This is a genomic window from Shewanella litoralis, assembly GCF_009828585.1.
GTDB lineage: Bacteria > Pseudomonadota > Gammaproteobacteria > Enterobacterales > Shewanellaceae > Shewanella > Shewanella litoralis.
The window spans coordinates 24,022-48,337 of record NZ_WSRZ01000021.1 but is presented as its reverse complement, the minus strand read 5'-3'; the positions used below and the strand labels follow the sequence as shown (position 1 = coordinate 48,337).

The following is a 24,316-nucleotide window of genomic DNA, read 5'->3' as shown; positions in this document are numbered from 1 at the left end:
AATCCTCTAACGCCAAATTATTCTGGCAAACTAAACATGATTTCGACCAACTGCCCTTCACGCTCTACCATGACAGCCATTTCGGTGAGCTCAGGCAGTTGCGCCATCACTTCTAAAGCCTGACCCATATCGGTCAGATCAAATCCATTAATTGATTTGGCTAAGTCATTAGCCTGAAAACCCGCTTGCTTAAACAAGGCAGCATCTTTACCTGGGTTTAAGCGATAGCCCGATAACTCCTCGCCGCTACGCACAGGCGAAATGGCTAAAAAATCGGTAATTTTGCTGGGGTCTGCTAATAATTCATCGCGCGAATTAGACAGCTCTTCGGAAAAATCTTGGTTGCTACGACGATCCACTCGGGTCACTTTCTGATCGACTTTAGCTTGTTGGAGTTGCTCATTGGCCTGGCTTTGCGTTGTGTACTTAAGGCCGTCTAGCATCAAGGTTTCGTAGCGGCCGCCATTGGTAATAATAATCCTGTCGGCATACACTTCTTTTAATGACGCTGACGTGCCTTTGATTTTATCGCCTAGGCTGTAGGTGTCTTGCTGACCACTAGATTCAATAACCGCAAGGCCTTGCTCTTCGGCTGTTGAGGCAACCACACCGGTTAACTGAATAGACAAGTTAGTTTTAGGTGCATCGGTGATTTGCTCAACGGCTTCAGGCTTGGGTTTATTCGCGTTGCCATCAACACGCCCAAACAGTAATAGGTTACGCACACCAGAAAGCTCAATGCGCTTAGCAGTGCTTGCAGAAATGGGAGATGGTTGCCACGTCGCAGATGGCGATGACACAGGCATCAACTTCCATGTAATTTGTGCAGCGAGTAGCAACACAACGACTAATCCAAACAAAAATACAGCAACACTTAACGGCTTATGCGGCACGGTAGCTGCTTTGGTGATCAGTTTATCTAATAAATCCATATATAATTGGACCCTCTATACGTCTTGGTACAGGTCTCTGTTCTAATTGTTGAAAAGTAATACTTAGTCGTCATGCTAACCTACAGAAGATAAAGCAACAACCCTAGCGCATATCGATTGGCGAAACTGCACCAAATATGCTAAGTTTGCGCGCACAAATGAGGCTCAATTTAACCCCATATTGCAATAATATTCATATTGTATGGCAGTTAGATTACTCAGTCTGTGAAATCATCCCTGTTTTGGAGGCCATTTGAATCAAATTCAGTCCGAAAAGAGCATTATTCGGTTAGATAAATGGTTATGGGCGGCACGATTTTATAAAACCCGCGCCATTGCAAAAGACATGATTAACGGCGGTAAAGTACATTACAACGGCCAACGGACGAAATCCAGCAAGAATGCTGAAGTCGGTGCAAAAATTCGCCTGCGCCAGGGTAACGATGATAAAGAAGTGATTATCAAGGTGTTATCAGGCCATCGACAGGGCGCAAGCATCGCGCAAACTTTGTACGAAGAAACCCCCGAAAGCATTAGCAAACGCATCATTAACGCTGAAGCACGGCGGCTCAATATTTTGAATAATCCGGCACCAGATCATAAGCCGGATAAAAAACAACGACGACAGCTTATGCGCTTTAAAGACCTTTAAGCGCCTAAAAGAGTTAAGAGAGTAAAAATGAACAACGATATATTACATCGCTATCTATTTGATAATGCAGATGTTCGCGGTGAAATAGTCCAGCTTGAGAATAGCTACCAAGAAGTACTGTCTGCCCACGAATACCCAGTAGCAGTACAACACTTATTGGGCGAGTTGATGGCTGCAACGTCACTATTAACCGCAACAATCAAGTTTACCGGTGACATCAGCGTGCAACTGCAAGGCGACGGTCCGGTATCATTAGCGGTGATAAACGGTAATAACGAACAAGTATTACGTGGTGTATCACGCTGGAAAGGCGACATTGCAGACAATGCCAGCTTGCAGGACATGTTTGGTAAAGGCTATATGGTGATTACCCTAACACCAGATGAAGGTGAGCGTTATCAAGGTATTGTGTCGTTAGACCATGTCGATTTAGCCGCATGTCTTGAAGAGTACTTTAATCAGTCTGAGCAGTTACCTACGCAAATCAAGTTATTTGCTAACGGCAAACAAGCTGCCGGTATGCTATTGCAAGTATTACCAACCAAGTCTGATCAAAATGATGACTTTGAACACTTATCAACTCTTACTGCCACAATCAAAGCCGAAGAGTTGTTTAGCCTAGATGCGCCTGATGTGCTGCACCGCTTGTATCACCAGGAAGAGGTGCGTTTATTTGATCCTGTCGATGTGACATTTAAGTGCACCTGTTCACGTGAACGCAGCGGTTCAGCGATCAAGACGCTCTCTCAAGCAGAAATTGAAGTGATTTTAGCTGAAGACGGTAAAATCGATATGGGTTGTGAATATTGCAAAAACACTTATTCATTTGATGCTATCGATATTGCTGCTTTGTACGCAGGCAGCCACAGCAGTGACGCACAACAATAAAAGCTACCTGTTACGTAATTAATTACAAAAAAAAGCGCATTATGCGCTTTTTTTGTGCCTAAAAATTGACTTGGCAATAATAAACATTAAAAACTTTCACAAAAATTACCAAACTGTTCGTTACCAAAGCGTCAACATCAGTTACAATCGCCCTATTAGCTTATACAGCCTACGCGCAATAATAATACCGAGCTAAAAATAGCACCGCTAAACCTATAATAACGATTCATTGCGAAACCCGACCTAAAAGACATGGAGATCAACACTATGGCGGATTTATCACACCGCGTTAACCTTAACCCTACGACAGCACAGCTTGTTGAAATCGCGCTACTTCGTGGAGAAGGTCAGCTCACCGCCAACGGTGCTTTAGTGGCCAAAACCGGAGAAAGAACAGGTCGCTCACCTAACGACCGTTTTATTGTAAAAGACCCAAGCACAGAAGCTGATATTGAATGGGGTAAAGTGAACCGCCCGTTTGATGCCGGTAATTTCGATGCCCTTTGGGGCCGTGTTGAAGCCTATCTTGCCGATAAAGAACTGTTTATGTCTGAGCTTGAAGTCGGTGCAGATGACGACCATTACATTCCAGTTCAGGTCACAACCGAATATGCATGGCACCAGATTTTTGCCCGAAATTTATTCATTACCCCTGAAGTCTTTAACCGTAATAACAAAGACACATGGCAAATTATTAATGCCCCAGGCTTTGTGTGTGAACCAGAGCGTGATGGCACTAACTCAGACGCGGCCGTGATCCTTAACTTTGCCGAACGCAAAGTACTGCTTGCTGGTTTGAAGTACGCAGGAGAAATGAAAAAGTCGATGTTCTCAGTGCAAAACTTCTTGCTACCCGCAAAAGGCGTTTTGCCAATGCATTGTTCGGCAAACGTAGGCCACGATGGCGACACCACCTTATTCTTTGGTTTATCTGGCACAGGTAAAACCACCCTATCAGCCGATCCGAAGCGCTTTTTAATTGGTGATGACGAGCACGGTTGGGCACCAGGTGGGGTTTTCAATATCGAAGGCGGTTGTTACGCCAAGTGTATCGATCTAAGCCAAAAAAATGAGCCTGTGATTTGGGATGCGATTCGTTTTGGTACGGTATTAGAAAACGTGGTACTTGATGAACAACGCGTACCTAACTACAACGACACGAGCTTAACTGAAAACAGCCGTGCAGCTTACCCACTTGAGCATATTGCTCAACGTAAAGTTGAAAATCGTGGCGCAGAGCCGCATGCTGTCGTTTTCTTAACTTGTGACGTGTCAGGTGTTTTACCGCCAGTATCGGTATTAAGTAAAGAGCAAGCGGCTTATCACTTTTTATCTGGCTACACCGCAAAAGTAGGTTCGACTGAAATGGGCTCAACCTCTGCGATTCAGTCAACGTTCTCGACCTGTTTTGGCGCACCCTTTTTCCCACGTCCAGCCGGCGTATATGCCGAACTACTCATGAAGCGTATCGAATCATTTGGTAGCCAAGTGTACTTAGTCAACACAGGATGGACCGGCGGCCCACACGGTGTCGGTAAGCGTTTTGACATTCCAACGACTCGCGCCATTGTCGATTCGATTGTCAGTGGTGAGCTAAAAGATGTTGAAACTGTTCACATCGATAAACTCAATCTAAATGTACCTGTGGCTGTAACAGGCGTTGACAGCAAGCTACTTAATCCGGTTAACACCTGGAGCGATGCTGCACAATACAACCAGTATGCACAACAATTAGCGCAAGAGTTCAGCGACAACTTTGCCAAGTATCACGTCTCTGATGCCATTAAGCAGGCTGGCCCAAAAGTCTAAGCGACGACTCAGCTAACCCAGAGAGACACCATTAAAATCCCAACTTACGTTGGGATTTTTTATTGCGTAGCCTCATATTCATTAAAGGGTAATGCTATGATGCCGTTTCAGTTTATATCATCTATATCATTACCTAGAGGTCTTCATGCACCGTACTTTGCTTGCTAGTTTATGGGTTAGCCCTTTGTTATTTTGCGCAACCTTGAGTATTGCGGCTGATGATATGATTCAACCGTCAACGCAGACCGCGATTGAGCAAGCCAATACCTTTATAAACGACAGCATACTACCGCCAATCCAAGCCTGGTCGGCTGCGAGTGAAGCATTACTTTTAAGCGCTGAACAACCGTGGGCAACCCCTTTTGAACAGCAAGGTTACCTCAGCACCCCCAACTACAGCGACACCATAGCGTGGTTAGATAAACTCGTCGACAGTAGTGATTTACTGCATAAAGTCAGCCTAGGCAAAAGCCCGCAAGGCCGTGATATATGGATGATCGTCGCCTCAAGTGAAGGCGCTGAAACGGCAAAAACGTTAAGTGATAATGGTAAGGCCACCGTGCTTGTGCAAGCCGGTATCCACTCAGGAGAAATCGACGGTAAAGATGCCGGAATGATGCTGCTTAGAGACATTAGCCATGGCAATAAACGCGCGCTACTCGACAACGTTAATTTTTTATTTGTACCAATTTTAAGCGTTGATGCCCATGAGCGCAGCAGTGAATACAATCGGGTTAATCAGCGTGGACCGATAAATATGGGCTGGCGTACTACGGCTAATAATCTCAACTTAAACCGCGATTATGCCAAAGCGGATGCGCTTGAAATGCAACACCTCATCCGCGCCATCAATATTTGGCAACCCGATTTGTACATTGATGTACATGTTACCGACGGTATTGACTACCAGTACGATGTCACTTTTGGCTACAACGTAAAACAAGGTTACAGCCCTAGCAGCTTTAACTGGATAGAGACGATTTATCGCCCCGCAATAGAAGACGCACTCACTGAGCAAGGCCATATTCCTGGGCCATTAGTGTTTGCTGTCGATAATGCCGATATGGCTAAAGGAATTTCGTTATGGAATCCCAGCCCACGCTTTTCAAATGGTTATGGCGACGCCCGTCATTTACCGACTATTTTAATCGAAAATCACAGTCTTAAGCCGTACAAACAACGTGTCCTCGGTACCTATGTGATGCTGGAGCAAACGTTAAAAACAGTGGCGAAAAACAGCACTAAATTAAAATCAGCCATTTACGCAGACAAATACCGCAACTCAAGCCAACTAGCACTCACCTGGAAAAGCGAAGTATTACCTCAAGGCCGCGATTTTAAAGGCATTGATTACCGTATTGAAACCAGCCCAATAAGCGGCGCTGATGTCGTACGCTGGACGGGTGAGCCTAAGCTGTATGTCAATATTCCTGTGGTGGCAAACACCAAAGCAGACATTATCGTCTCACGGCCTGTTGCCTATTATATTCCCCCGCAATGGACCACAGTGATTGAACGTTTATCACTGCATGGCATTCGTATGACTCGGCTTGAAAAATCCACACAGATTACTGCGCAGCAATATCAATTTAGCGACCCGAGTTTTTCAAGCGCTGATTATGAAGGTCATCAAACCGTTACAGCCACAACAAGTACAAGTAAAGTGAATGCTAAGCTTCCCGCAGGCACCGTTCGTATTGCAACCGATCAACCTTTAGGGGATTTAGCCATGTTGTTATTAGAGCCACAGGCTGAGGATTCGCTGTTTTACTGGGGTTTTTTCAATACTATTTTCACTCAAACAGAATACATTGAAGATTACGCAGTCGAGCCGCTGGCGGTAAAAATGTTAGCTGATAATCCGGCATTACAAACGGAGTTTGCTCAAGCACTCAAAGACCCTGCTTTTGCAAAAGACAGCAAAGCTAGATTACGTTGGTTTTATCAGCGTAGTCCGTATTACGACCAACAATATTTGGTTTACCCGGTGCTTAGAGCCATGAAATAGCTCAACTCACTCGTTTTAAAAAGAATAAAAAGCGCTCCGGCGCTTTTTATTCTTTAGGGAAATCAATCCAATGATTATATTCTCGCTCAAAAAAATTGGCCGGCAAAATAGGATTGTAGAGTAGCAATATTCGGCTATCTTGAAAGCGACTTAAGGGGAATATGGAGGTTGTTGTGGGATGGTGCATAATAAACTCGCCTAATTTTCCATTGGCGAGTAATTGTAATAAACCCTGGGTAAGACGTTTAGCCAGAGGCTGATTATGTTTATTCACAAAAAAGTACATCGGTAATGGATAGCGTAAAATGATGTTGTCATACACCATCAATGCTTCATGACCTTGAGTGCCCACTCCTGCAAAGGCTTCGTTAATGCCACGCGGAAAATAATCACAACGTTGCTGTTCTAACATGGTGTACATCAACGAAAATGAAATAACCCGTTCAATCCGGTAACCGTTGTACTCCAAAATATCTGAATCGGGCCACTGGCTACCTTGGCAAGCAACCATTTTTTGTAATTCCTCTGCCGTCGTAATCTTGGCAAACTCACTTAAGCGATTACGCGCAATCACTGGCACACGATTGCCCAATAAGCCGCCCACTAATGGCACAGTCACCGCAAGATAATCACGTTCACGTTCAACGCTAGTCCCCGCCCAATACACATCTAGCTGCTTATTTTTTAACATCACAAAGCCGCGCGATTGAGATAGTGACGATTCCAACGTCACAATATGCGCAGGACCAAATTCATCTGAGGTGGTGTCGAGCACTAATTGCAATAAGTCGACATAATATTGGTAGGAGGTATTATCTAGAGATTGCGAAGGTTGTATACGTACAACATCCTCAGCACAAACCTGTACTGATAATAAACACAATACTATCGAAAAAATCCCTGATTTATATATCAATACCTTCAATCCACAGTGATCTGACTTAACAAGATTAGCCGTAAAAACAATTAGTCATCAGCGGTATTTGCGTTTAATGCAGCAAATTGTGTAACCAGTTGTAACTTTTGCTGGCGCGACATCTTTTTAATGGTAATTTCACGCTTTAATGCCGTACTGCGATCGATTTGTGGCTCTTGATAAATTAGTGTTAACGGGCCTTTACCTTTTAAAAATTTGGCAGCCTTGGGCCCACTACTTTGATGCTCAGCAAATCGACGCTTAACATCGGTAGTCACCCCAGTGTACAAATGCGAATTAGCACACCGAATAATGTATAAATACCATGAAGAAACCGCTTCAGTTTGTGACATAAACGAGAAAAACCTTAAGTATGATCATAAAACTCTTTTACCATCATGGCATACTAAGCGCTATTAATAGCGAACATCATTTTTAACTCAGGCACAAAAAGAGTGCCTTAGGTATTCATTAAGGAAGTTCAGATGCCAAACAATCAAGACCCTTGCGCCCAACCGACATTATTGCATCCAGATCAGGCTATTGAGCAATTATTAGCTCAAGTAGAGGCAACGCAAGACACTGAACTCGTCACGCTGAATCATGCAATCGACAGAGTGCTCGCAGAAGACCTGGCTTCGAGTATCGATTTACCGCCATTTGATAACTCCGCTATGGACGGCTTCGCATTTAGATTTGCTGATTTAGACAGCAGCCAAGAAAGTACCACGCTTACGTTAGTAGGTAGCTCGTTTGCAGGCCATCCATTTCACGGTAAAGCGCAACCTAATACGTGTATCCGCATCATGACTGGCGCCCCTTTACCTGCCGGTTATGATACGGTGCAAATGCAAGAAAACACTCAAGCTAACGGCGATAACATTACTATCGGCCATCCACATAAGTTAGGCGCTAATGTACGCAAACGCGCAGAAGAGTTACAAGCCAGCACTAAAGTATTACATCGCGGCGTGACCATCCGAGCGGCTGAAATGGGCGTACTGGCGACTATAGGCATTAGCCAGGTGCGCGTCACTCGTAAATTAAAAGTCGCGTTTTTCTCTACCGGTGATGAACTGCGCCCAGTTGGCAGCGAGCTTGCACCAGGGCAAATTTATGATTCGAACCGCTATTCAATTCAAGGCTTATTGAGTAAAAGCAATGTTGATTGGATAGACCTTGGTGTAATTAATGATAATAAAGAAGCCATTCGCGGCGCATTTAAAGAGGCCGCAAGTAAAGCAGATATGGTGCTCACCTCAGGTGGCGTATCTGTTGGCGAGGCTGATTTCACTAAACAAATTTTATCTGAAGAAGGCCAAATTACTTTTTGGAAATTAGCCATCAAACCAGGTAAACCGTTCGCGTTTGGTAAAATTGGCAATGCAGTCTTTTGCGGATTACCCGGTAATCCGGTGTCATCGATGGTGACGTTTTACAAACTCGTTCTGCCTATTTTGCATAAAATGCAGGGATTGACACCCAAAGCCCCCTTGTTTTGCCAAGCAACATTACAAACAGACATCCGCAAACAACCCGGCCGAGTAGAATACCAACGAGGCATATTAAGCCAAAATGAGTCAGGCGAATTACAAGTATCGATTACCGGCGGCCAAGGTTCTGGCATGTTGACGTCAATGAGTTTAGCCAACTGTTTTGTCATTTTAGAGCAATATCAAGGTGATTTGGCTAAAGGCAATACCGTCACCGTTGAGCCATTTAATAGTGTACTTTGCTAGGAGCATTATGCAGCCTGTAGACCAAGATATTTTGAGCGACAACGAGATGTTGCGCTACAGCCGTCAAATATCCATTAAAGCAATGGACATTGAAGGCCAAGAAAAACTCAAGCTGGCAAAAGTATTGATTATTGGAGCCGGCGGTTTAGGGTGTGCAGCTAGCCAATACCTTGCTGTAGCAGGCGTAGGGGAAATAACCATTGTCGACTTTGACACAGTCGAGCTATCCAATTTACAACGCCAGGTTTTACACTTTGATGCCAATATTGGCCAGGCTAAAGTCGATTCGGCTAAGCAAACATTGGCTCAACTCAATCCGCTCATCAACATTAATGCGTTAAATGCGTTTTTAGATGATGCCGAAATCGACACGTTAGTCAGTCAGCACAGCTTGGTACTCGACTGTACCGACAACGTTATGGTGCGCGAGCAGCTCAATAAGAGCTGTTATAAACACAAGATACCATTAGTGTCGGCGGCGGCTATACGCATGGAAGGCACAGTAACCGTATTTGACTATCAAGCTGATACGCCATGTTATCAATGTTTTAGTGCATTGTTTGGTGAGCAACAGTTAACGTGTGTCGAATCGGGTATTTTAGCTCCCGTGGTAGGAATGATTGGTTGTATTCAGGCAACGGAAGCCATCAAAGTGATTAGCGCGATGGGGCAAGCTTTGTCAGGAAAGTTGTTGATGGTCGATGCGATGACCATGGAGTTTAGGCAAATGACATTACCTAAACAACCGCAATGTAAAGTATGTGGTTGCGGCGCGTAAAGCGTAATCCATCCCAAATCAGTCAAAATAAAAGCACAAGAGAATAAATACTCTTGTGCTTTTATTATTCTACCGGCACGTCGGTGACGTTGGCCTCTGTGGATATTAATGCTTGTTGCGCTAAACGTTCACGTTCTGCTTTCGCAACGTACGGATTTTTATTCGCTGCATGTAGCTTGGCGTTGGCTTTTTTGGCCTTAGCTTTCAATGTTTGGTTAATTTTCTTTTTACGGTTCATATAATTCACATCATCGACGAGATACCGCACGATTATAACGTCAAACGCCCACAGGCTCTATTCATTCTAGCGCTTAACTTTTAGCTTAACCCCTGAACCGCCAGCAAACAGCTTAGCGTTTATAAATCTTCTTGTAACACCACCCACAAAGCATGAATAAGCCCCGGGATAAAAAAGAAAAAGCACAGCAGTACGTTAATCAGTAAATCTTTTCCCAAGCCTTTTTTCAAAAATACCGCTAACGGTGGTAGCAATATCGCAATGATGACCAGTAATAATTTGTTTGTGTCCATTTTTCATCCTTATTATGTTGCTTAATTAAGAGAATACAATTATAAAAATAGCATAAGATACAGATTGTTAAACAACACATTTACAATAAAGATTACAAACAGTTTAACAACGCGCTTATCAAGGTATTCTATTAACGATGTGCTATGGTTAATTTCCAGCGCGCTATTCTCCAGCCAATGCAACAATACTGATAGGTCATATGGAACATAACCAAAGTATTATTTTTGTTCAATTTTTTTGCTTAATCGGTAGCAGTTGCGCCATAGCATGGGCAATATACGCAGGCGTGTTCCGCATTGCTCCTAGAGCCAGTTGGCGCTTCGCCCTAGCCAACACCCTCACTGTGGGAGGGGTGCTGCTCTACACGCAACGCAGCGAAGCCATTAACTATTTATACTGGTTTACTGCCGACATGACCATTTTATTGGGGTTTGCATTGGTGCGTTGGGGCTGCCAGCATTTATTTAAACGTCCGGTATCTTATCTGTTTGACCTGGTATTGTTAACCAGCTGCGCCTTGTTGATGTTATTGGTTCCGCCTTCTCTTGCGTATGCCGTTTATCTGGTGATTATCATGAGCATCACCGCGGCCACGTTGATATCACTCACTGGCCTTGATAACGTAAAAACATCTAAAAAACACATGCCTATGTTTTATGCCATTTTAATTAATGTGCCTTTTTTTATTATGGGCGCCCTATTTATTATCAGAGCTGTGGCATTGTTTCTTTACCCAGAAGATGTGGCCAAACTCTCTGCAGCCAATAAACTAAACGCGCCAATAGTCATGTGGAGCTATATCATTTTATTGCTACTCACTAACTTAGTGTTATACGGTAATGCCCTGACACGGTTGGTGTATAAAGTGGCTCGTTTAGTGAATAGAGATCAACTCACAGGGTTATGGAACCGACACGCCTTACTCGACAAATTAGATGAAGTAGATGCTTTACGGCAGCGTAGCGGCTCAGCTTATAGCTTATTGGTGCTGGACCTGGATCACTTTAAAAAAATTAATGACACATATGGGCATATTGCAGGGGATTCAGTACTAAAACATACCGCGACATTATTGCAGCAATCACTTCGCAAAGTCGATTTTATTTGCCGCTACGGTGGTGAAGAGTTTTTGATCATTCTGCCATCAACCAATGCTGACGAAGCCAATATTGTTGCCCAGAAAATTCAGTCTAAAATCAATAGCACATCTGTGCAGTGGCAACAGCAAGAAATTAATCTCACCTTAAGCATTGGTTATGCGACCAGCAAAGCTCACATCAATGTAGAGCAATTATTACAATTAGCCGATGAAGCGATGTATCTGGCTAAAAATACAGGGCGCAACACAATTTGCACTAAAGAGTTGAACATATCGTCTCAATAAATGGGCTGTAGCCAGTCGAATATTTGCTCTTGTTGCAGGTTAAGCTAGCTTTTTGTTGGCCAGGCCAAGCTATCAGGTTGCTGCCATTGCTCAGCGACCATGTCAGTAAATGACCTCTCAGTAAACCACTCTCCCTGGGTGGGTAATTGCTGAAATGCGAATTGTTGGCCTAAATAGTTAAAATGCAAACTATATGCATGCAAGTAACAACGATCGCTCACATCTTTACCGTAAAGTGTATCACCTAAAATAGGCACACCAATACTGGCCAATGCCACGCGTAGTTGATGGGTCTTGCCGCTTAATGGTTTTAATAAGTAACCGCGTTTACCTTCACTAATACTCATACAAAAAAACTGTGTCATGGCAGGATTTTCTGTCGTTCGCAGTAATTTGTACATACTGCGACGAGATTTTGCCATGTCGCCGACAATCCAACCTTGCTTTTTTTTAGGCTTACCTAAAGCGATGGCTAAATAATATTTTTGCACTTGATGAGCTGTAAACATTTGCGTGAATACATTGGCCGACTGTGGCGAACGAGCCACGATTAACAACCCAGAGGTGGGAGTATCTAAACGATGTACTGGATACAACTTATAGCCTAAATCTGCTTCAGCTTGCGCGATAACGCCAGCATTACCATCTTGGCTATGAAAGTGAACATGAGGTGCTTTATTGATGACAATAAAGTCACGTTGCTCGCTCAGCAGTTGATACATTGATGAATCCAACTTGATTACACCCGCAACTATACCTCGGGCTATTTAAAATGAATATTCACTAACAATCCAGGGTTATTGTCATGCAGTGAAATAGTGGCTTTATGACGCGATAAAATCGCTTTTACCATCGACAAGCCTAAACCAGTACCCTTGTAATGACGGCTCGGATCAAGACGAACTAGACGGTCAAAGACTCGCTCTTTATCTTCATCAACAATTCCGGGACCATTATCACTAATTTGGATATGTTTGCCACGCTGTTTAATACAAATGGATGCGCCAACCGGTGAATACTTAATCGCATTATCAACTAGATTAAATAACGCTTGGAATAACAGATATTTGTCACCATTAATCTGCACATCATTTTCCAGTGAAATGTCTAACACCTGGTCGCGAGACTCGGCAATCACTTCTGCCATCTCAAATAAATCCTGGCAAATTTGTTGTAAGCTCACGGGCTGTAAGTCGAGCGTTTGTTGACCTTCTTCGATTCGGGTTAGTGACAACATTGCATCGAAAGTACCTAAACAATGGTCTAACTCTTCAAGTAACTCTGCGCTAGCATCGGCCAGTTGGTTCGTTGGTTTGTCAGCCAGCTGCTCAATACCAATTCGCAAATGCGATAGTGGCGTACGTAGGTCGTGAGCAATATTGTCGGTAACACCCCGCACGGCGCGTAGGTTTTGCTCTAGGGTGTCGAGCACTAAATTAAATTGCCGCGCTAACATGTCAAACTCATCCTGGCTGTCACTAACAGGCAAGCGGGTTTCGTAATGTCCGGCCTCAATTTGTTCGCTTAAACGGTTGTATTCGACCAGTCGTCTAAGGATAGCTTTTGAGAAAATATACCCCAACGCCAGCGTTAAACCTAAGGTAAAGGCCACTGCCCAAAATGCTGCGTTGATAAACTTTTCAATGAGGGTTGCCAGGTGATCGGTTCGCGTAGCAATTAATACCGGGCCATAACGAGTCATGACTAATCCACCAGTCAAAATATGCAGTTTATCTGGGCCACCGGTAAAAATAGGGAAGTCTTTGGTTTCAGGTAACTGCGGCATGTTTTCAGGTAAAAAGGTCAATGCTCCTACCATATCAACACTGTTACGCCAGGCGATAAGTGCCGTTTTAGGGTCGGCTGCGCGAATTTGCGCCGCAAAACTGCGGCGATTAACCGTTAACGCTAACTGCTGATATCGCTGCATTTCGGCGGCAAGATGCTTATCAACCTGGTTTTGTTGCTCTATCACTAATTGTCGATATAGGCTTAACACCAACATCACAATTAAGATGGTCACTAACGTCGAGAAGATAAGCGTGATGCGCCACGCACTACTTTGATATGGCTTAATGGCCTTTGCAGAGGCGATAACCCGCACCCCTTACTGTTTCAATTAACTCACCGTGTCCAAGTTCTTCAAACTTACGACGCAGTTTTGCAATATGCACATCGATAACATTGGTGCGAGGGTCAAAATGATAATCCCATACCGCTTCAAATAGCAGGGTACGGCTAATCACTTGATTAGGGTGTTCCATTAAATACTTGAGTAGCTGGAACTCTTTTGGTTGCAGCATTAACTCACTGTCATCAAGTGTGACTTTACGCGTTAGCAGCTCCATTTTCAGACCGCCAACTTCAATATCTGTTGCGGCAGGCTCTACAACATTACGCTGTACCAGCTTTTCAGCACGCACCAATAATTCTGCAAACGCAAACGGTTTGGTCATATAGTCATCGCCACCGGCACGTAAGCCTTTTACACGCTCATCGACATGGCTCAGTGCTGACAAGATTAATACTGGCGTTTTATTACCGCTGGTACGCAATGCCGACAATAAGGTTAAGCCGTCGAGCTTAGGTAGCATGCGGTCTAAAATGAGTAAGTCATATTGATTGTGCTTGGCTAATGTTAAGCCTTCTTGGCCATCTGTTGCACTGTCTACCTGGTACTTCTGTGCTATAAATCCGTCGGCCACATACTTTAATGTTGTGGCGTCATCTTCAACCAATAAAATACGCTTAGTCATAAAGTCTTTAATCCCATTTGAGCAGTGGAAGTGGACGCAAGGTTTCAATGTCGAAAGCAATGGTATTCTTACTATCTTGATTGAGGAGTTTTAGTTCGAGATAACTAATGGATAAATCGTGGTCCAATTCCGCTTGCGTTAAATATCCTTGTTGATTTTCAATCGCTAAAGCGACCAGTGCAGAAAATGTCATGTGCTTGGCTTGGAGCATTTTTGCCGCACTCACCGAGCCAATATCGTCAGAGCCATAAGCCGATGACTTTTCATTTAACAGCACACCATCGAGCGCTCGGTACTGATACTTACTCATTTTACGCGTTTCTACGTTAACCATAGAAATTTTGTAAACCAGTAATCCTTCTTCCACCTCAACATCAAAGTCACAAATTGTGCCTTTGTCTTGTTGCTCTAATTGCTCCATGACCACAATGGGTTTTAGAAACTCACCATTGATCAACAAAGTGTGCATAGATGGTGTTGCCATCACGGCACAAGGAAGAAAGCATATTGCTAATAGCAACCGAACCATCACTAGCCTCTATTTGATTGAAAATTTTATTACCGCACTACTCTACCTAACCACAGCCAAAGTCCCAAGAAATCTAAGATTAATAATTGATCATAAATACCGTAAAACAGGGCGTTATCGCCAAAGATTAACTTGAGGAAGGAGCGTTTAAGATGTGAATTTGCTCGGACTTTAATGCGATGGTTGTTTGTACACCCGCTTGTAAACCAAGCTTATCAACCAAGTGTGTTGGCACATCGGCATTAAACACCGAACCAATGCCAATCACCGATGCTATCACTCGCGATGATTCGCCCATCACTAATACCGATTCAATTAATACATCGAGCTTATTAATGCTCTTGCATAAGCGGCCGCTGCTAATGGCATTAAAGCGGATACCTTGATTAGGAATAACCCAACGGATAGCCTGGCCATTGACGAGTGCAGGAGCGCTGTCACTAACAATCAATTCATCACCAAGCTTAAACCACGTCATATTACGTTCAACATCTTGCTCAACCACTTGGCCATCAAAAATATTACGCAAGCCCATTTGTCTTGCGACGGCCTCATCATGTGGATGAGATAATACCTCAAATGGTTTGCCTTGCTGGAGCATTTTACCTTGGCTTATCAGCATCATTTTATCGGCAAGTAATAATGCCTCATGAATGTCGTGCGTCACCATAATAACCGGGATAGACAACTGTTGTTTTAACCGTGCCAGCTCAATGTATAAGCGCTCACGGGTTTCACGATCGACTGCAGAAAATGGCTCATCAAGCAATAGTATTGAAGGCTCACGAGCTAAGGCGCGCGCTAAGGCGACACGTTGACGCTGACCACCAGATAGCTGCGCCGGTAATCTATCTGGTAAGCCGTGAAGATTAACCCGTTCTAGCCAATCTAACGCACGCTGTTTTCGCAACGCCTTGGGCACATGGTCAAGCCCGGCTATCACATTGTCTAATGCCGACAAATGCGGAAATAAACCAAAATGTTGTGGCATATAGCCAATATGACGCTGTTGTGGGGTTAACGAAAGCGACGATTTGGCATCAAACCAAAGGGCGTCCCCGCATCGAATTTGGCCATCTTTAGGCGTTGTTAACCCAGCTATCATTCTCAACAAGGTGGTTTTGCCGCCACCTGACGGCCCCACCACGGCTAGCACCTCACCTGCTCTACAAGTGAAATTAGCCGCTAATGGTATCGGTGATTCTTGGCTAATATGACACACTAAATCAGCGTTGCGAGGCACCATTATGCCCTCCTAAACGCCGTGACATACTGGTGGTTAATGCAAGCGCGCTCACCGCAAACACCAGCAATACTAACGACATCATTCCCGCAGAATCAAAGTCGAACGCTTGCACGCTGTCATAAATCGCAATCGAAATAGTCTTAGTTTCGCCAGCAATATTGCCGCCCAGCATTAATACCACGCCAAATTCACCCAATACATGGGAGAAGCACAACACTAATGCGGTTAATACGCCAGGCCATACCATGGGTAACTCAACTTTGATAAAAATCCGCAGACGGCTCATACCACAGCAAGCTGCGGCATCACGAATATCAATTGGAATGGTTTCATAAGCACGCTGTATCGGCTGCACAGCAAATGGGATATTAACTAGAATAGACGCGATAACCAGGCCGGAAAATTGAAACACTAACTGTTGACCAAAAATCTGTTCAACGTAGTGACCTATGACACTTTGGTTGCCCAAACCCACCAGCAAATAATAACCAATGACAGTTGGAGGCAGTACTAATGGCACCAGAATTAAGGCTTCTAACCAGGACTTACCGCGAAATTGATAATAGGCTAAACCCCGGCCAACCAGTATGGCTAGTGGGATCAAAAATAAAACGGTAAAGCAGCTCAACTTGGCCGACAACCATAATGCTTGCCAATCCATTAGTCGAGCTTCTCTGTAGCATTTGGTAAGTTAAATCCAAATTCTCGTAAGATTTTTTGGGCTGACGGGCTTTGCATATATTGATAAAACCGCTCTGCGGTTTCTGAGGCATTTGGCATTAATGCCATGCGTTGAGTCAGCGGTTGATATAACTCATCGGGGATCACCACATAATTAGCCATTTTGATAAATTGCGGTGCTAGTGCCAACGACAAAGGCACAATGCCTCCTTGAGTTGAACCGCTGATGGTAAATTGTGCCGCTTGTGAGGCATTTTCGCCAAGGATCAGTTTAGGTTGCACAGCATCCCATAAGCCTTTAGCTTTTAAGATTTCACGGGCGCGCTCACCATAAGGAGCATGATCGGGGTTAGCTATAGCAAAGCGAGTGAGTTTGCCGTCGGTAATAAATTGCCCTAACCCAACTAAACCAGGATCAAGAATTAGCTCTGATTTTTTTGGTGCAGCTAGCGCTAAACGGCCAATTGCATAAATAACCCCTGCATCTTGGGTATAACCGGCTTTATGTAATTGCTCAATATAAAATTCATCGGCACTGAGCATCATTTCAAAGGGGGCGCCGTGCTGGATTTGAGTAACAAAATTGCCCGATGAGCCATAACTGATGCGCACACTTAGGCCGGTTTGCTGCTCAAATTGGCGAGCGATATCATCTAGGGCAAACTTAATGTTCGCCGCAGCGGCAATAGCGGGAGCCTCTGCCGTATGGGCAACTGATACAGGGAGAATAAGACTCAAACAACTTATCGCTAACGTAGCAACAACAGCACTTTGGCGTATTAAACGCATTATAGATAACATAAAGAAAGACATGTATAGCTGACCCTATTGGTTGAGCGACACTATCATTTTAGTGCGATGATTAAGTTGTAATGGCTGCTGCATTCGCTCGCAAAAAAGTGAGTTTAGCTGCGCACAACTGCTGTTCACGACATCACTTTTGCCACATTTTAGCCGCTTGTTCATCACTGTCACGGGCTTCGACCCATTTGCTGCCGCTATCGTTGGCTTCAAGCTTCCAAAAGGGGGCTTTGGTCTTTAAAAAATCAATTAAAAACTCACATGCAGCAAAAGCAGCCTTGCGATGTGCACTAGTGACACCGATAAACACAATCTGCTCACCTAGCGCCATTGTGCCGACACGATGAATAATGGTGACCTTATTTAACGGCCAACGTTCTCGGGCTTGCTGACAAATTTGTGCTAAAACCGACTCAGTCATGCCCGGATAATGCTCAAGCGTTAAGTCTGTGACCACACTGCCATCATTAAAATCGCGCACTTTACCGATAAAATTTACCACAGCACCATCTTGGTTATCGTTGGCCAATAAGCCGTATTCATCTGCTACGTTAAAATCTTCAGTTTGCACACGTACCGTTGTTACTGCGTTCATACTCAACCTCCTGTTACAGGAGGGAAAAATGCGACTTCGTCACCTGCTTTCACGGGGGTATCCCATTGACTGATAGTTTGATTAACCGCAACTAGCAGTTTGTCTGATGCGAGCACTTTAGCCCATTTGTCGTCGGTGGCAGCTAATGCTGCACGTAGTTCTTCTGTGGTATGGATATTGGCGCTACTGTGCTCCACTTTCGCAGTACCGAGTAACTCACGGATTTGCGCAAAAAATAATACTTGGATCATAGTGGTCTCTCAATGCATGTAATCGATAACAATAAATAACTTAACTGGCGGCTACGCAGTAAAGTGGCCAGATTTTCCGCCGCGTTTTTCAAGTAGTCTCACCTGCGAAATAATCATGTCTTTTTGCACCGCTTTACACATATCGTAAATGGTTAACGCCGCGACAGACGCAGCGGTTAATGCTTCCATTTCAACACCAGTTTTACCCGACAGTTTACATAAACTCGTGATACGCACGCGGTTATGCTCAGGCTGAGCTTCAAGATCGACTTCTACCTTGGTGAGCATTAATGGGTGACATAACGGAATAAGATCTGAAGTCTTTTTAGCAGCTTGAATACCAGCAATGCGTGCTGTAGCAAACACATCGCCTTTATGGTGGCTGCCACTCATAATCATTGCCAATGTCTCTGGCGCCATATCAATAAACGCTTCGGCTCTGGCTTCACGTTCTGTGACTGCTTTTTCAGTCACATCGACCATGTGAGCATTGCCATCGGCATTAATGTGGGTAAAACGATTACTCATGATATGAATACCTTATCAAATAGAATTTGCAGGTTAGTGACGCACGTTAAACGAAGAAAGGTGGCGATTAACCACCGATAGAGGCAAGGTGCTTAGTAACACCAGTAATGCCCTGATGCAGAAAGTGAGTTTCTTTCTTTTGTGCTAACTGCCCGTGTAAACGCGCAATTAATTCATCACGCGCAGAGGCATCTTGCAGCAAGTCGCGTAAATCAACCCCATTTTCAGTAAATAAGCACAAATGCAATTTACCCTTGGCAGACACTCTTAAACGATTGCAGCTGGCACAAAAATTTTTAGCGTACGGCATAATAAGACCGATACGGCCTTGATAATCGCTGTGACTAAAATTTTGCGCGGGGCCATCATCGGCACTAGGTAAGTCGTATAACCAACCGTCTTGCTCTAGTTGCTTTTTAATGTCGATACCCGCCAAATGATGGGCATTGAAGTAGTCTCGACCTAAACCGGTTTCCATTAATTCAATAAAGCGCAAATCAATAGGAGTGTGTTTAATCCAATGTAAAAAACGCGGTAAATCTTTATCGTTTAAGCCTTTTAATAGCACCGCATTAATTTTAACTCGCTCAAACCCCGCCTCAAGTGCAGCGTCAATACCACGCATAACTTGGTCGAATTTATTTTCGCCAGTAATTTGGTAAAACATTTTAGGATCTAAACTATCAACCGACACATTGATGCGGCGCAAACCTGCGTCATACCATTCTTTAGCATGTTGCTGTAAACGATAACCATTGGTCGTCATTGCCACAGTATTCACATTGGGGGTATTAGCAACAATACGCACGATATCGGTAAAATCTTTACGAAGGGTGGGCTCACCACCAGTGATGCGAATTTTTTGTGTGCCTACAGCAGCAAAACCGGCAACGAGGTTTTCGATTTCGTTGAGGGTTAAAAAGGTAGGTTTGCCATCTGGGCGATAGCCGTCAGGCAAGCAATAGCTGCATTTGAAATTACACACGTCAGTAACTGACATACGTAGATAATGAAAACGTCGACCAAAATTGTCTTGTAACTGGGACATGTTAACCTTTCCAAGTGTGGGAGGTAAGTGCATTTCTTTACTCACCCCGGTGGCAAAATTACCACGGCAAAATGCCCATATCATTGACGTAGGGCAAAAAGCTCGGAGAACCGTCAGAACTAATTATAGGCCTATTTATGGTTTTACAAATACCCCTTTAGGCGAATATCTTATTCGAAATGCTTACATCGTTTACTATTTGTGACTCGACTCACGTAGATAAGATTGTGTTTGCTACTGTGACAAAAGTGAATTTTGCGGTAAGGTGAGTAAAAGGATAAACGATCGTTTAACTATCGTTATAGAAAAACAATAAACCCGCGATGAACGGGATACTTTGAAAGGTGAGAACATGGAACGCGAGTCAATGGAGTTCGACGTCGTAATTGTCGGTGCTGGCCCAGCAGGTTTAGCTACCGCTTGTCGTTTAATGCAAATATCAAAAGATGCCGAAAAAGAAATCACCGTTTGTGTGGTAGAAAAAGGCTCGGAAGTGGGCGCCCACATTTTATCGGGTGCTGTATTCCAACCAGACGTGCTAGATGAATTATTCAACGACTGGCGCGACTCAGATATTCCGCTAAACACCAAAGTCAGCCACGACGAGATTTACTTACTCAATTCAGACACTAAATCACGCTTAATGCCTAATAGCTTAGTGCCTAAAACCATGCACAATGAAGGTAACTACATTATTAGTGTCGGTAACCTCGCTCGCTGGTTAGCCAACCGCGCAGAAGCCATGGGTGTTGAGATTTTTCCAGGTTTTGCTGCCAGTGAACTGCTGTTTAATGAAGACAACAGCGTTAAAGGTATTCTCATTGGCGATATGGGTGTCGGCGAAGACGGTCAACCTAAAGACAGTTATATGCCAGGCATGGAGTTGCACGCTAAATACACCGTATTTTCAGAAGGTTGCCGCGGCCACCTTGGTAAGCAACTGATTCAAAAATACCATTTAGATAATGGTAAAACCCCACAACATTACGGCTTAGGGTTTAAAGAAATTTGGAAAATCCCTGCCGAGCAACATCAGCAAGGTAAAGTGGTTCATACTGGCGGCTGGCCATTAGTCAATGGCTCGTCTGGTGGCGGATTTTTATATCACATGGAAGACAACCAGGTCGCCGTGGGATTAATTATCGACTTAAGCTATAAAAATCCACATTTAAGCCCATTTGACGAGTTTCAGCGTTATAAAACGCATCCAGTGATTGCCCAAACGCTCACCGGTGGCGAGCGCTTAACTTATGGCGCCAGAGCAATTGCAAAAGGTGGTTTAAACTCACTGCCTAAAATGAGCTTTCCTGGTGGGTTAATCATTGGTTGTAATGCTGGCACCCTGAACTTTGCTAAAATTAAAGGCACGCACACGGCAATTAAAAGCGGAATAATTGCTGCGACCACTCTAGGTGAAGGCTTAATTGCCGGGTTAGAGGGTGGTAAAGATCTAGATTGTTTCCAGCAGCGCTTCGAAGAAAGCTGGCTTCATGAAGAACTCTATCAATCACGTAATTTTGGCCCAGCTTTACATAAGTTTGGCACTATTGTCGGTGGCGCATTTAACTATATCGACCAAAACTGGTTTGGCGGTAAGTTCCCTGTAACGTTCCGCGACACAACGCCAGATTATGCTTCAATGGGTTTAGCCAGCGAATACAACAAAATTGATTATCCAAAGCCAGACGGAAAACTCAGCTTTGATAAATTATCGTCGGTGTATTTGTCGAACACCTACCATGAAGAAGGCCAGCGTTGTCACTTACACTTAAAAGACCAAAGCATTCCAATATCGGTTAACTTAGTCAAATTTGACGAGCCGGCACAACGTTATTGTCCTGCGGGTGTTTATGAAGTCGTCGAAGATGCTGGCGAGAAAAAGTTTGTCATTAATGGTCAAAACTGTATCCACTGTAAAACCTGCGACATTAAAGATCCAAGCCAAAATATTACCTGGGTAACCCCTGAGGGTGGCGGCGGACCAAACTATCCAAACATGTAAACGATTTAGTTGATAACTCGTTGTTCGCCAATCGTTAATTAATTGGCTACTGTCAAAAAAACGCACCTAAAAATAGGTGCGTTTTTTTTATTTTTTCGACTATCATTAGCGTCATAACATCACAAAGACCTACACCATTCATGATTTTGTATTTTAGTAATAAAAACAAAATGACTATTAATTTATTGCCGTTATGTCCGATATAACTTAAAGATACTTCTAGAGGCCGTTGTAGATGAATACATTTAACACCCTTACCATTAAGCAAAAAATCTTGCTTACCGTTGCTTTTGCTGTGCTGCTTTCAACCATGTTAGTTGGGTTGCTAAGTCAGCGAAGTGCAAAACAAGTGGTTGAGCAACGTATGCTTGAATCAGAAATGCCCAGCTTAGTAATGCAAATCCGCAATGAAATCGACCTACAAATAAGTAGTTTGATTAATGCTGCTGAACAATTGGCTAATAGCCGCATGTTAGGTGCATGGCTTGAAGAAGGCCGCCCTGCTAGCCAAGAAGCGTTAGTTACCGCTCAACTTAAAGACATGCAAAATCAATTCGATTTAGTGCAAGCCTCGTATGCCGACCGCGACACAGGCGCTTACTACACTCAAGATGGCTTTTTACGCATATTAAACCAACAGCAAGACGCATGGTTTTTTGATTATCGCGCCAGCAAAAAAGAGCGCATGTTAAGCGTATACACAGAAGCGACTGGTGAAGTAAAACTATTTATTAGCCACCAGCAACCTAATGGTAGAGGCATGGTCAGCTTAGCCAAATCGTTAGATGATATGGTGAGCTTACTGGCTTCATTTAAAATTGAAGACAGCGGTTTTGTCTATCTTATAGATGCCAGTGGTAAGGTTCAGTTACACCAAGATACGCAAAAAGTAGGTAAAGCAACGTTAGCTAATTTATACCCTAACGCCAATACTAACGGCTTACTCAACAAAAATGACTTCAACTTAATCAAAGCTGATGTAAATGGCCAACATATGTTAATCGCCAGCAGCTACATTAAGTCGATGGATTGGTATCTTGTTGCGCAAGTCCCTGAAGCTGAAGTGTTTGCCTTACTTGAAGAGTCCGCTTATCAAATCCTGTTATGGACAGTGCTAATTGCTGCGGTATTCATTGTGATTGCTATTTCGGTTGCAGGCTCAGTAAGCCGTCCGATTGCACAAGTTGCTGAAATGTTTAGAAACATCGGTGAAGGCGAAGGTGATTTACGCCAACGACTCCCAGTCAATGGCGAAGATGAAATTGCCCAATTGGCCCGTGGCTTCAATAGCTTTATTAGCAAAATCCAGGAAACCGTTATTGAGGTTTCTGAAACCAGCCAACAACTTGGTTTGTCGGCAATTGATGTATCGAATCAAGCACATCAAACACTCGATGACAGCCATTTACAAAAAGACCGCACCATGATGGTTGTTGCTGCCATTAATGAAATGGGCGCTACAGTAAACGAAATTGCTGCTAATGCCGCTCAGGCTGCGGTAACGGCGCGCGATGCTGATACGGAATCTGTTGATGGCCAAAAAGTCGTTACGCGTGCACGTTCAACCATTAATCAGCTGTCTAAAGATGTTGCCCAGGTAGGTGAAGTCATTGAGTCTCTCGCTACTCACACTAAATCGATTGGCAGTATTTTAGATGTTATCCGTGCAATTTCAGAGCAAACCAACTTACTGGCACTCAACGCTGCCATTGAAGCTGCCCGTGCTGGTGAAGCTGGCCGAGGCTTTGCGGTTGTGGCTGACGAGGTGCGTAACCTTGCTTCACGTACTGCAGCATCGACTAACGAAGTGCAAACCATGATTGATAAGCTGCAATCAGAAGCCAGTCGCGCAGTGAGTGCCATGGCACAATCGAGCAGCCGCTCTAAAGAAGGCGTCAGTGCTGTCGATGAAGCCAGTCAATCATTAAGCGATATTAGCGAGCGAATTGCCCTTATCAGCGATATGAACATCCAGGTCGCTGCTGCAACAGAAGAGCAATCAACAGTAGTTGAAGACATTAACCGCAACGTGACTGAGATTAACGATATTACTCAACGTACTTCTGACACAGCACAAGCGGCTGCTGAAGCAAGTAAAGCCTTGAACCAACTTGCAAGCCGATTAGATGTGTTGGTGGCTCGCTTTAAGGTGTAATCCCACTCGAGTGTTTGCAACTAGCAAACACTCAATGGCTCGTAAATAAAATAATGCCACTCATTGAGTGGCATTATTTTATTTAC

Annotated in this window: 25 protein-coding genes and 1 riboswitch; of the genes, 9 read left to right on the top strand and 16 right to left on the bottom strand. The window is 43.9% G+C overall.

The genetic code is table 11. From position 1 onward, the window contains the following. Positions 1–17 precede the first annotated feature (17 nt). A complete protein-coding gene (gene gspC, locus GQA99_RS15915; RefSeq protein ID WP_160055503.1) occupies positions 18–932 on the bottom strand; it encodes a type II secretion system protein GspC in 915 nt (304 codons plus the stop codon). Between the two features lie 253 nt (positions 933–1,185). Here gspC and hslR point away from each other — a divergent pair, with 253 nt between their 5' ends. From hslR to GQA99_RS15895, 4 genes are all read left to right on the top strand, one after another. Further along, a complete protein-coding gene (gene hslR, locus GQA99_RS15910) occupies positions 1,186–1,584 on the top strand; it encodes a ribosome-associated heat shock protein Hsp15 (protein ID WP_160055501.1) in 399 nt (132 codons plus the stop codon). A 27-nt stretch (positions 1,585–1,611) separates the two neighbouring features. Then, positions 1,612–2,472 (top strand): Hsp33 family molecular chaperone HslO, encoded by an 861-nt coding sequence (gene hslO / locus GQA99_RS15905; RefSeq protein ID WP_160055499.1) that lies wholly within the window; start codon positions 1,612–1,614, stop codon positions 2,470–2,472. 252 nt (positions 2,473–2,724) lie between these two features. Next, positions 2,725–4,281 carry a phosphoenolpyruvate carboxykinase gene (locus GQA99_RS15900; protein ID WP_268244226.1) on the top strand — a complete coding sequence of 519 codons (1,557 nt, stop codon included), beginning with the start codon at positions 2,725–2,727 and terminating at the stop codon, positions 4,279–4,281. 223 nt (positions 4,282–4,504) lie between these two features. Then, positions 4,505–6,289, top strand: coding sequence for a M14 family metallopeptidase (locus GQA99_RS15895; protein WP_229785944.1), 1,785 nt, complete (start codon positions 4,505–4,507; stop codon positions 6,287–6,289). 46 nt (positions 6,290–6,335) lie between these two features. Here GQA99_RS15895 and GQA99_RS15890 read toward each other — a convergent pair whose 3' ends face one another. Both GQA99_RS15890 and GQA99_RS15885 read right to left on the bottom strand, forming a co-directional pair. After that, complete coding sequence (locus tag GQA99_RS15890) at positions 6,336–7,205, bottom strand: transporter substrate-binding domain-containing protein (protein WP_160055493.1); 870 nt, start codon at positions 7,203–7,205, stop codon at positions 6,336–6,338. Between the two features lie 50 nt (positions 7,206–7,255). Continuing rightward, a complete protein-coding gene (locus GQA99_RS15885; RefSeq protein ID WP_160055491.1) occupies positions 7,256–7,558 on the bottom strand; it encodes a GIY-YIG nuclease family protein in 303 nt (100 codons plus the stop codon). A gap of 132 nt (positions 7,559–7,690) precedes the next feature. Here GQA99_RS15885 and moeA point away from each other — a divergent pair, with 132 nt between their 5' ends. Both moeA and moeB read left to right on the top strand, forming a co-directional pair. Beyond that, the gene (gene moeA / locus GQA99_RS15880) at positions 7,691–8,944 is read left to right on the top strand and encodes a molybdopterin molybdotransferase MoeA (RefSeq protein ID WP_160055489.1); all 1,254 of its coding nucleotides are present in this window, start codon (positions 7,691–7,693) and stop codon (positions 8,942–8,944) included. Between the two features lie 7 nt (positions 8,945–8,951). Beyond that, positions 8,952–9,722, top strand: coding sequence for a molybdopterin-synthase adenylyltransferase MoeB (gene moeB, locus GQA99_RS15875; RefSeq protein WP_160055487.1), 771 nt, complete (start codon positions 8,952–8,954; stop codon positions 9,720–9,722). Positions 9,723–9,786: 64 nt separating this feature from the next. On the opposite strand, the gene GQA99_RS15870 is transcribed toward moeB, so the two are convergent. Further along, entirely contained in the window at positions 9,787–9,960 is a 174-nt protein-coding gene (locus tag GQA99_RS15870) for a DUF2986 domain-containing protein (protein ID WP_160055485.1), read from the bottom strand. 119 nt (positions 9,961–10,079) lie between these two features. Continuing rightward, positions 10,080–10,253, bottom strand: coding sequence for a YqaE/Pmp3 family membrane protein (locus tag GQA99_RS15865; RefSeq protein WP_160055483.1), 174 nt, complete (start codon positions 10,251–10,253; stop codon positions 10,080–10,082). 200 nt (positions 10,254–10,453) lie between these two features. Between GQA99_RS15865 and GQA99_RS15860 the strand changes: the two genes are divergently transcribed. After that, entirely contained in the window at positions 10,454–11,638 is a 1,185-nt protein-coding gene (locus GQA99_RS15860) for a GGDEF domain-containing protein (protein WP_160055481.1), read from the top strand. Positions 11,639–11,682: 44 nt separating this feature from the next. On the opposite strand, the gene GQA99_RS15855 is transcribed toward GQA99_RS15860, so the two are convergent. The 11 genes from GQA99_RS15855 to moaA all read right to left on the bottom strand — a co-directional run bounded on the left by GQA99_RS15855 (position 11,683) and on the right by moaA (position 20,073). Then, complete coding sequence (locus GQA99_RS15855) at positions 11,683–12,360, bottom strand: TIGR01621 family pseudouridine synthase (RefSeq protein ID WP_160055479.1); 678 nt, start codon at positions 12,358–12,360, stop codon at positions 11,683–11,685. Positions 12,361–12,401: 41 nt separating this feature from the next. After that, on the bottom strand, positions 12,402–13,643 hold the full coding sequence (locus GQA99_RS15850) for a sensor histidine kinase (protein WP_160055555.1): 1,242 nt from the start codon (positions 13,641–13,643) through the stop codon (positions 12,402–12,404). A 67-nt stretch (positions 13,644–13,710) separates the two neighbouring features. Then, complete coding sequence (locus GQA99_RS15845; RefSeq protein ID WP_160055477.1) at positions 13,711–14,394, bottom strand: response regulator transcription factor; 684 nt, start codon at positions 14,392–14,394, stop codon at positions 13,711–13,713. 7 nt (positions 14,395–14,401) lie between these two features. After that, positions 14,402–14,863 (bottom strand): hypothetical protein, encoded by a 462-nt coding sequence (locus GQA99_RS15840; protein ID WP_229785941.1) that lies wholly within the window; start codon positions 14,861–14,863, stop codon positions 14,402–14,404. 187 nt (positions 14,864–15,050) lie between these two features. Then, positions 15,051–16,169, bottom strand: a complete 1,119-nt coding sequence (locus tag GQA99_RS15835) for an ABC transporter ATP-binding protein (RefSeq protein ID WP_160055475.1) — start codon at positions 16,167–16,169, stop codon at positions 15,051–15,053. After that, positions 16,150–16,830: a molybdate ABC transporter permease subunit gene (gene modB / locus GQA99_RS15830; RefSeq protein ID WP_160055473.1), complete on the bottom strand. Its 681-nt coding sequence runs from the start codon at positions 16,828–16,830 to the stop codon at positions 16,150–16,152. Before modB ends, GQA99_RS15835 begins: the two co-directional genes overlap by 20 nt. Beyond that, the gene (modA, locus tag GQA99_RS15825; protein WP_229785942.1) at positions 16,830–17,639 is read right to left on the bottom strand and encodes a molybdate ABC transporter substrate-binding protein; all 810 of its coding nucleotides are present in this window, start codon (positions 17,637–17,639) and stop codon (positions 16,830–16,832) included. Before modA ends, modB begins: the two co-directional genes overlap by 1 nt. A gap of 145 nt (positions 17,640–17,784) precedes the next feature. Beyond that, a complete protein-coding gene (gene moaE / locus GQA99_RS15820) occupies positions 17,785–18,246 on the bottom strand; it encodes a molybdopterin synthase catalytic subunit MoaE (RefSeq protein ID WP_160055469.1) in 462 nt (153 codons plus the stop codon). Positions 18,247–18,248: 2 nt separating this feature from the next. Then, positions 18,249–18,497, bottom strand: coding sequence for a molybdopterin synthase sulfur carrier subunit (gene moaD, locus GQA99_RS15815; protein ID WP_160055467.1), 249 nt, complete (start codon positions 18,495–18,497; stop codon positions 18,249–18,251). 51 nt (positions 18,498–18,548) lie between these two features. Beyond that, on the bottom strand, positions 18,549–18,980 hold the full coding sequence (gene moaC / locus GQA99_RS15810) for a cyclic pyranopterin monophosphate synthase MoaC (RefSeq protein ID WP_373291447.1): 432 nt from the start codon (positions 18,978–18,980) through the stop codon (positions 18,549–18,551). 112 nt (positions 18,981–19,092) lie between these two features. Next, on the bottom strand, positions 19,093–20,073 hold the full coding sequence (gene moaA / locus GQA99_RS15805) for a GTP 3',8-cyclase MoaA (protein ID WP_160055463.1): 981 nt from the start codon (positions 20,071–20,073) through the stop codon (positions 19,093–19,095). After that, positions 20,061–20,193, bottom strand: a riboswitch (molybdenum cofactor riboswitch). It overlaps the preceding gene by 13 nt. A gap of 232 nt (positions 20,194–20,425) precedes the next feature. On the opposite strand from moaA, the gene GQA99_RS15800 reads away from it, so the two are divergent. Both GQA99_RS15800 and GQA99_RS15795 read left to right on the top strand, forming a co-directional pair. After that, positions 20,426–22,075 carry an electron transfer flavoprotein-ubiquinone oxidoreductase gene (locus tag GQA99_RS15800; protein ID WP_160055461.1) on the top strand — a complete coding sequence of 550 codons (1,650 nt, stop codon included), beginning with the start codon at positions 20,426–20,428 and terminating at the stop codon, positions 22,073–22,075. Positions 22,076–22,310: 235 nt separating this feature from the next. Continuing rightward, on the top strand, positions 22,311–24,230 hold the full coding sequence (locus tag GQA99_RS15795; protein WP_160055459.1) for a methyl-accepting chemotaxis protein: 1,920 nt from the start codon (positions 22,311–22,313) through the stop codon (positions 24,228–24,230). Positions 24,231–24,316 lie beyond the last annotated feature (86 nt).

Bases quoted from the DNA above. Each gene is read 5' to 3' on its own strand.
- modB (WP_160055473.1), bottom strand. From the start codon at position 16,830: ATGGATTGGCAAGCATTATGGTTGTCGGCCAAGTTGAGCTGCTTTACC.
- GQA99_RS15800 (WP_160055461.1), top strand. From the start codon at position 20,426: ATGGAACGCGAGTCAATGGAGTTCGACGTCGTAATTGTCGGTGCTGGC.
- moaA (WP_160055463.1), bottom strand. From the start codon at position 20,073: ATGTCCCAGTTACAAGACAATTTTGGTCGACGTTTTCATTATCTACGT.
- GQA99_RS15795 (WP_160055459.1), top strand. From the start codon at position 22,311: ATGAATACATTTAACACCCTTACCATTAAGCAAAAAATCTTGCTTACC.
- GQA99_RS15840 (WP_229785941.1), bottom strand. From the start codon at position 14,863: ATGCACACTTTGTTGATCAATGGTGAGTTTCTAAAACCCATTGTGGTC.
- moeA (WP_160055489.1), top strand. From the start codon at position 7,691: ATGCCAAACAATCAAGACCCTTGCGCCCAACCGACATTATTGCATCCA.
- GQA99_RS15850 (WP_160055555.1), bottom strand. From the start codon at position 13,643: ATGTTGGTGTTAAGCCTATATCGACAATTAGTGATAGAGCAACAAAAC.
- GQA99_RS15860 (WP_160055481.1), top strand. From the start codon at position 10,454: ATGGAACATAACCAAAGTATTATTTTTGTTCAATTTTTTTGCTTAATC.
- modA (WP_229785942.1), bottom strand. From the start codon at position 17,639: ATGCGTTTAATACGCCAAAGTGCTGTTGTTGCTACGTTAGCGATAAGT.
- hslO (WP_160055499.1), top strand. From the start codon at position 1,612: ATGAACAACGATATATTACATCGCTATCTATTTGATAATGCAGATGTT.
- GQA99_RS15900 (WP_268244226.1), top strand. From the start codon at position 2,725: ATGGAGATCAACACTATGGCGGATTTATCACACCGCGTTAACCTTAAC.
- GQA99_RS15835 (WP_160055475.1), bottom strand. From the start codon at position 16,169: ATGGTGCCTCGCAACGCTGATTTAGTGTGTCATATTAGCCAAGAATCA.
- moaD (WP_160055467.1), bottom strand. From the start codon at position 18,497: ATGATCCAAGTATTATTTTTTGCGCAAATCCGTGAGTTACTCGGTACT.
- moeB (WP_160055487.1), top strand. From the start codon at position 8,952: ATGCAGCCTGTAGACCAAGATATTTTGAGCGACAACGAGATGTTGCGC.
- moaC (WP_373291447.1), bottom strand. From the start codon at position 18,980: ATGGTCGATGTGACTGAAAAAGCAGTCACAGAACGTGAAGCCAGAGCC.
- moaE (WP_160055469.1), bottom strand. From the start codon at position 18,246: ATGAACGCAGTAACAACGGTACGTGTGCAAACTGAAGATTTTAACGTA.
- GQA99_RS15885 (WP_160055491.1), bottom strand. From the start codon at position 7,558: ATGTCACAAACTGAAGCGGTTTCTTCATGGTATTTATACATTATTCGG.
- GQA99_RS15855 (WP_160055479.1), bottom strand. From the start codon at position 12,360: ATGTATCAACTGCTGAGCGAGCAACGTGACTTTATTGTCATCAATAAA.
- GQA99_RS15870 (WP_160055485.1), bottom strand. From the start codon at position 9,960: ATGAACCGTAAAAAGAAAATTAACCAAACATTGAAAGCTAAGGCCAAA.
- GQA99_RS15895 (WP_229785944.1), top strand. From the start codon at position 4,505: ATGATTCAACCGTCAACGCAGACCGCGATTGAGCAAGCCAATACCTTT.
- GQA99_RS15845 (WP_160055477.1), bottom strand. From the start codon at position 14,394: ATGACTAAGCGTATTTTATTGGTTGAAGATGACGCCACAACATTAAAG.
- gspC (WP_160055503.1), bottom strand. From the start codon at position 932: ATGGATTTATTAGATAAACTGATCACCAAAGCAGCTACCGTGCCGCAT.
- GQA99_RS15865 (WP_160055483.1), bottom strand. From the start codon at position 10,253: ATGGACACAAACAAATTATTACTGGTCATCATTGCGATATTGCTACCA.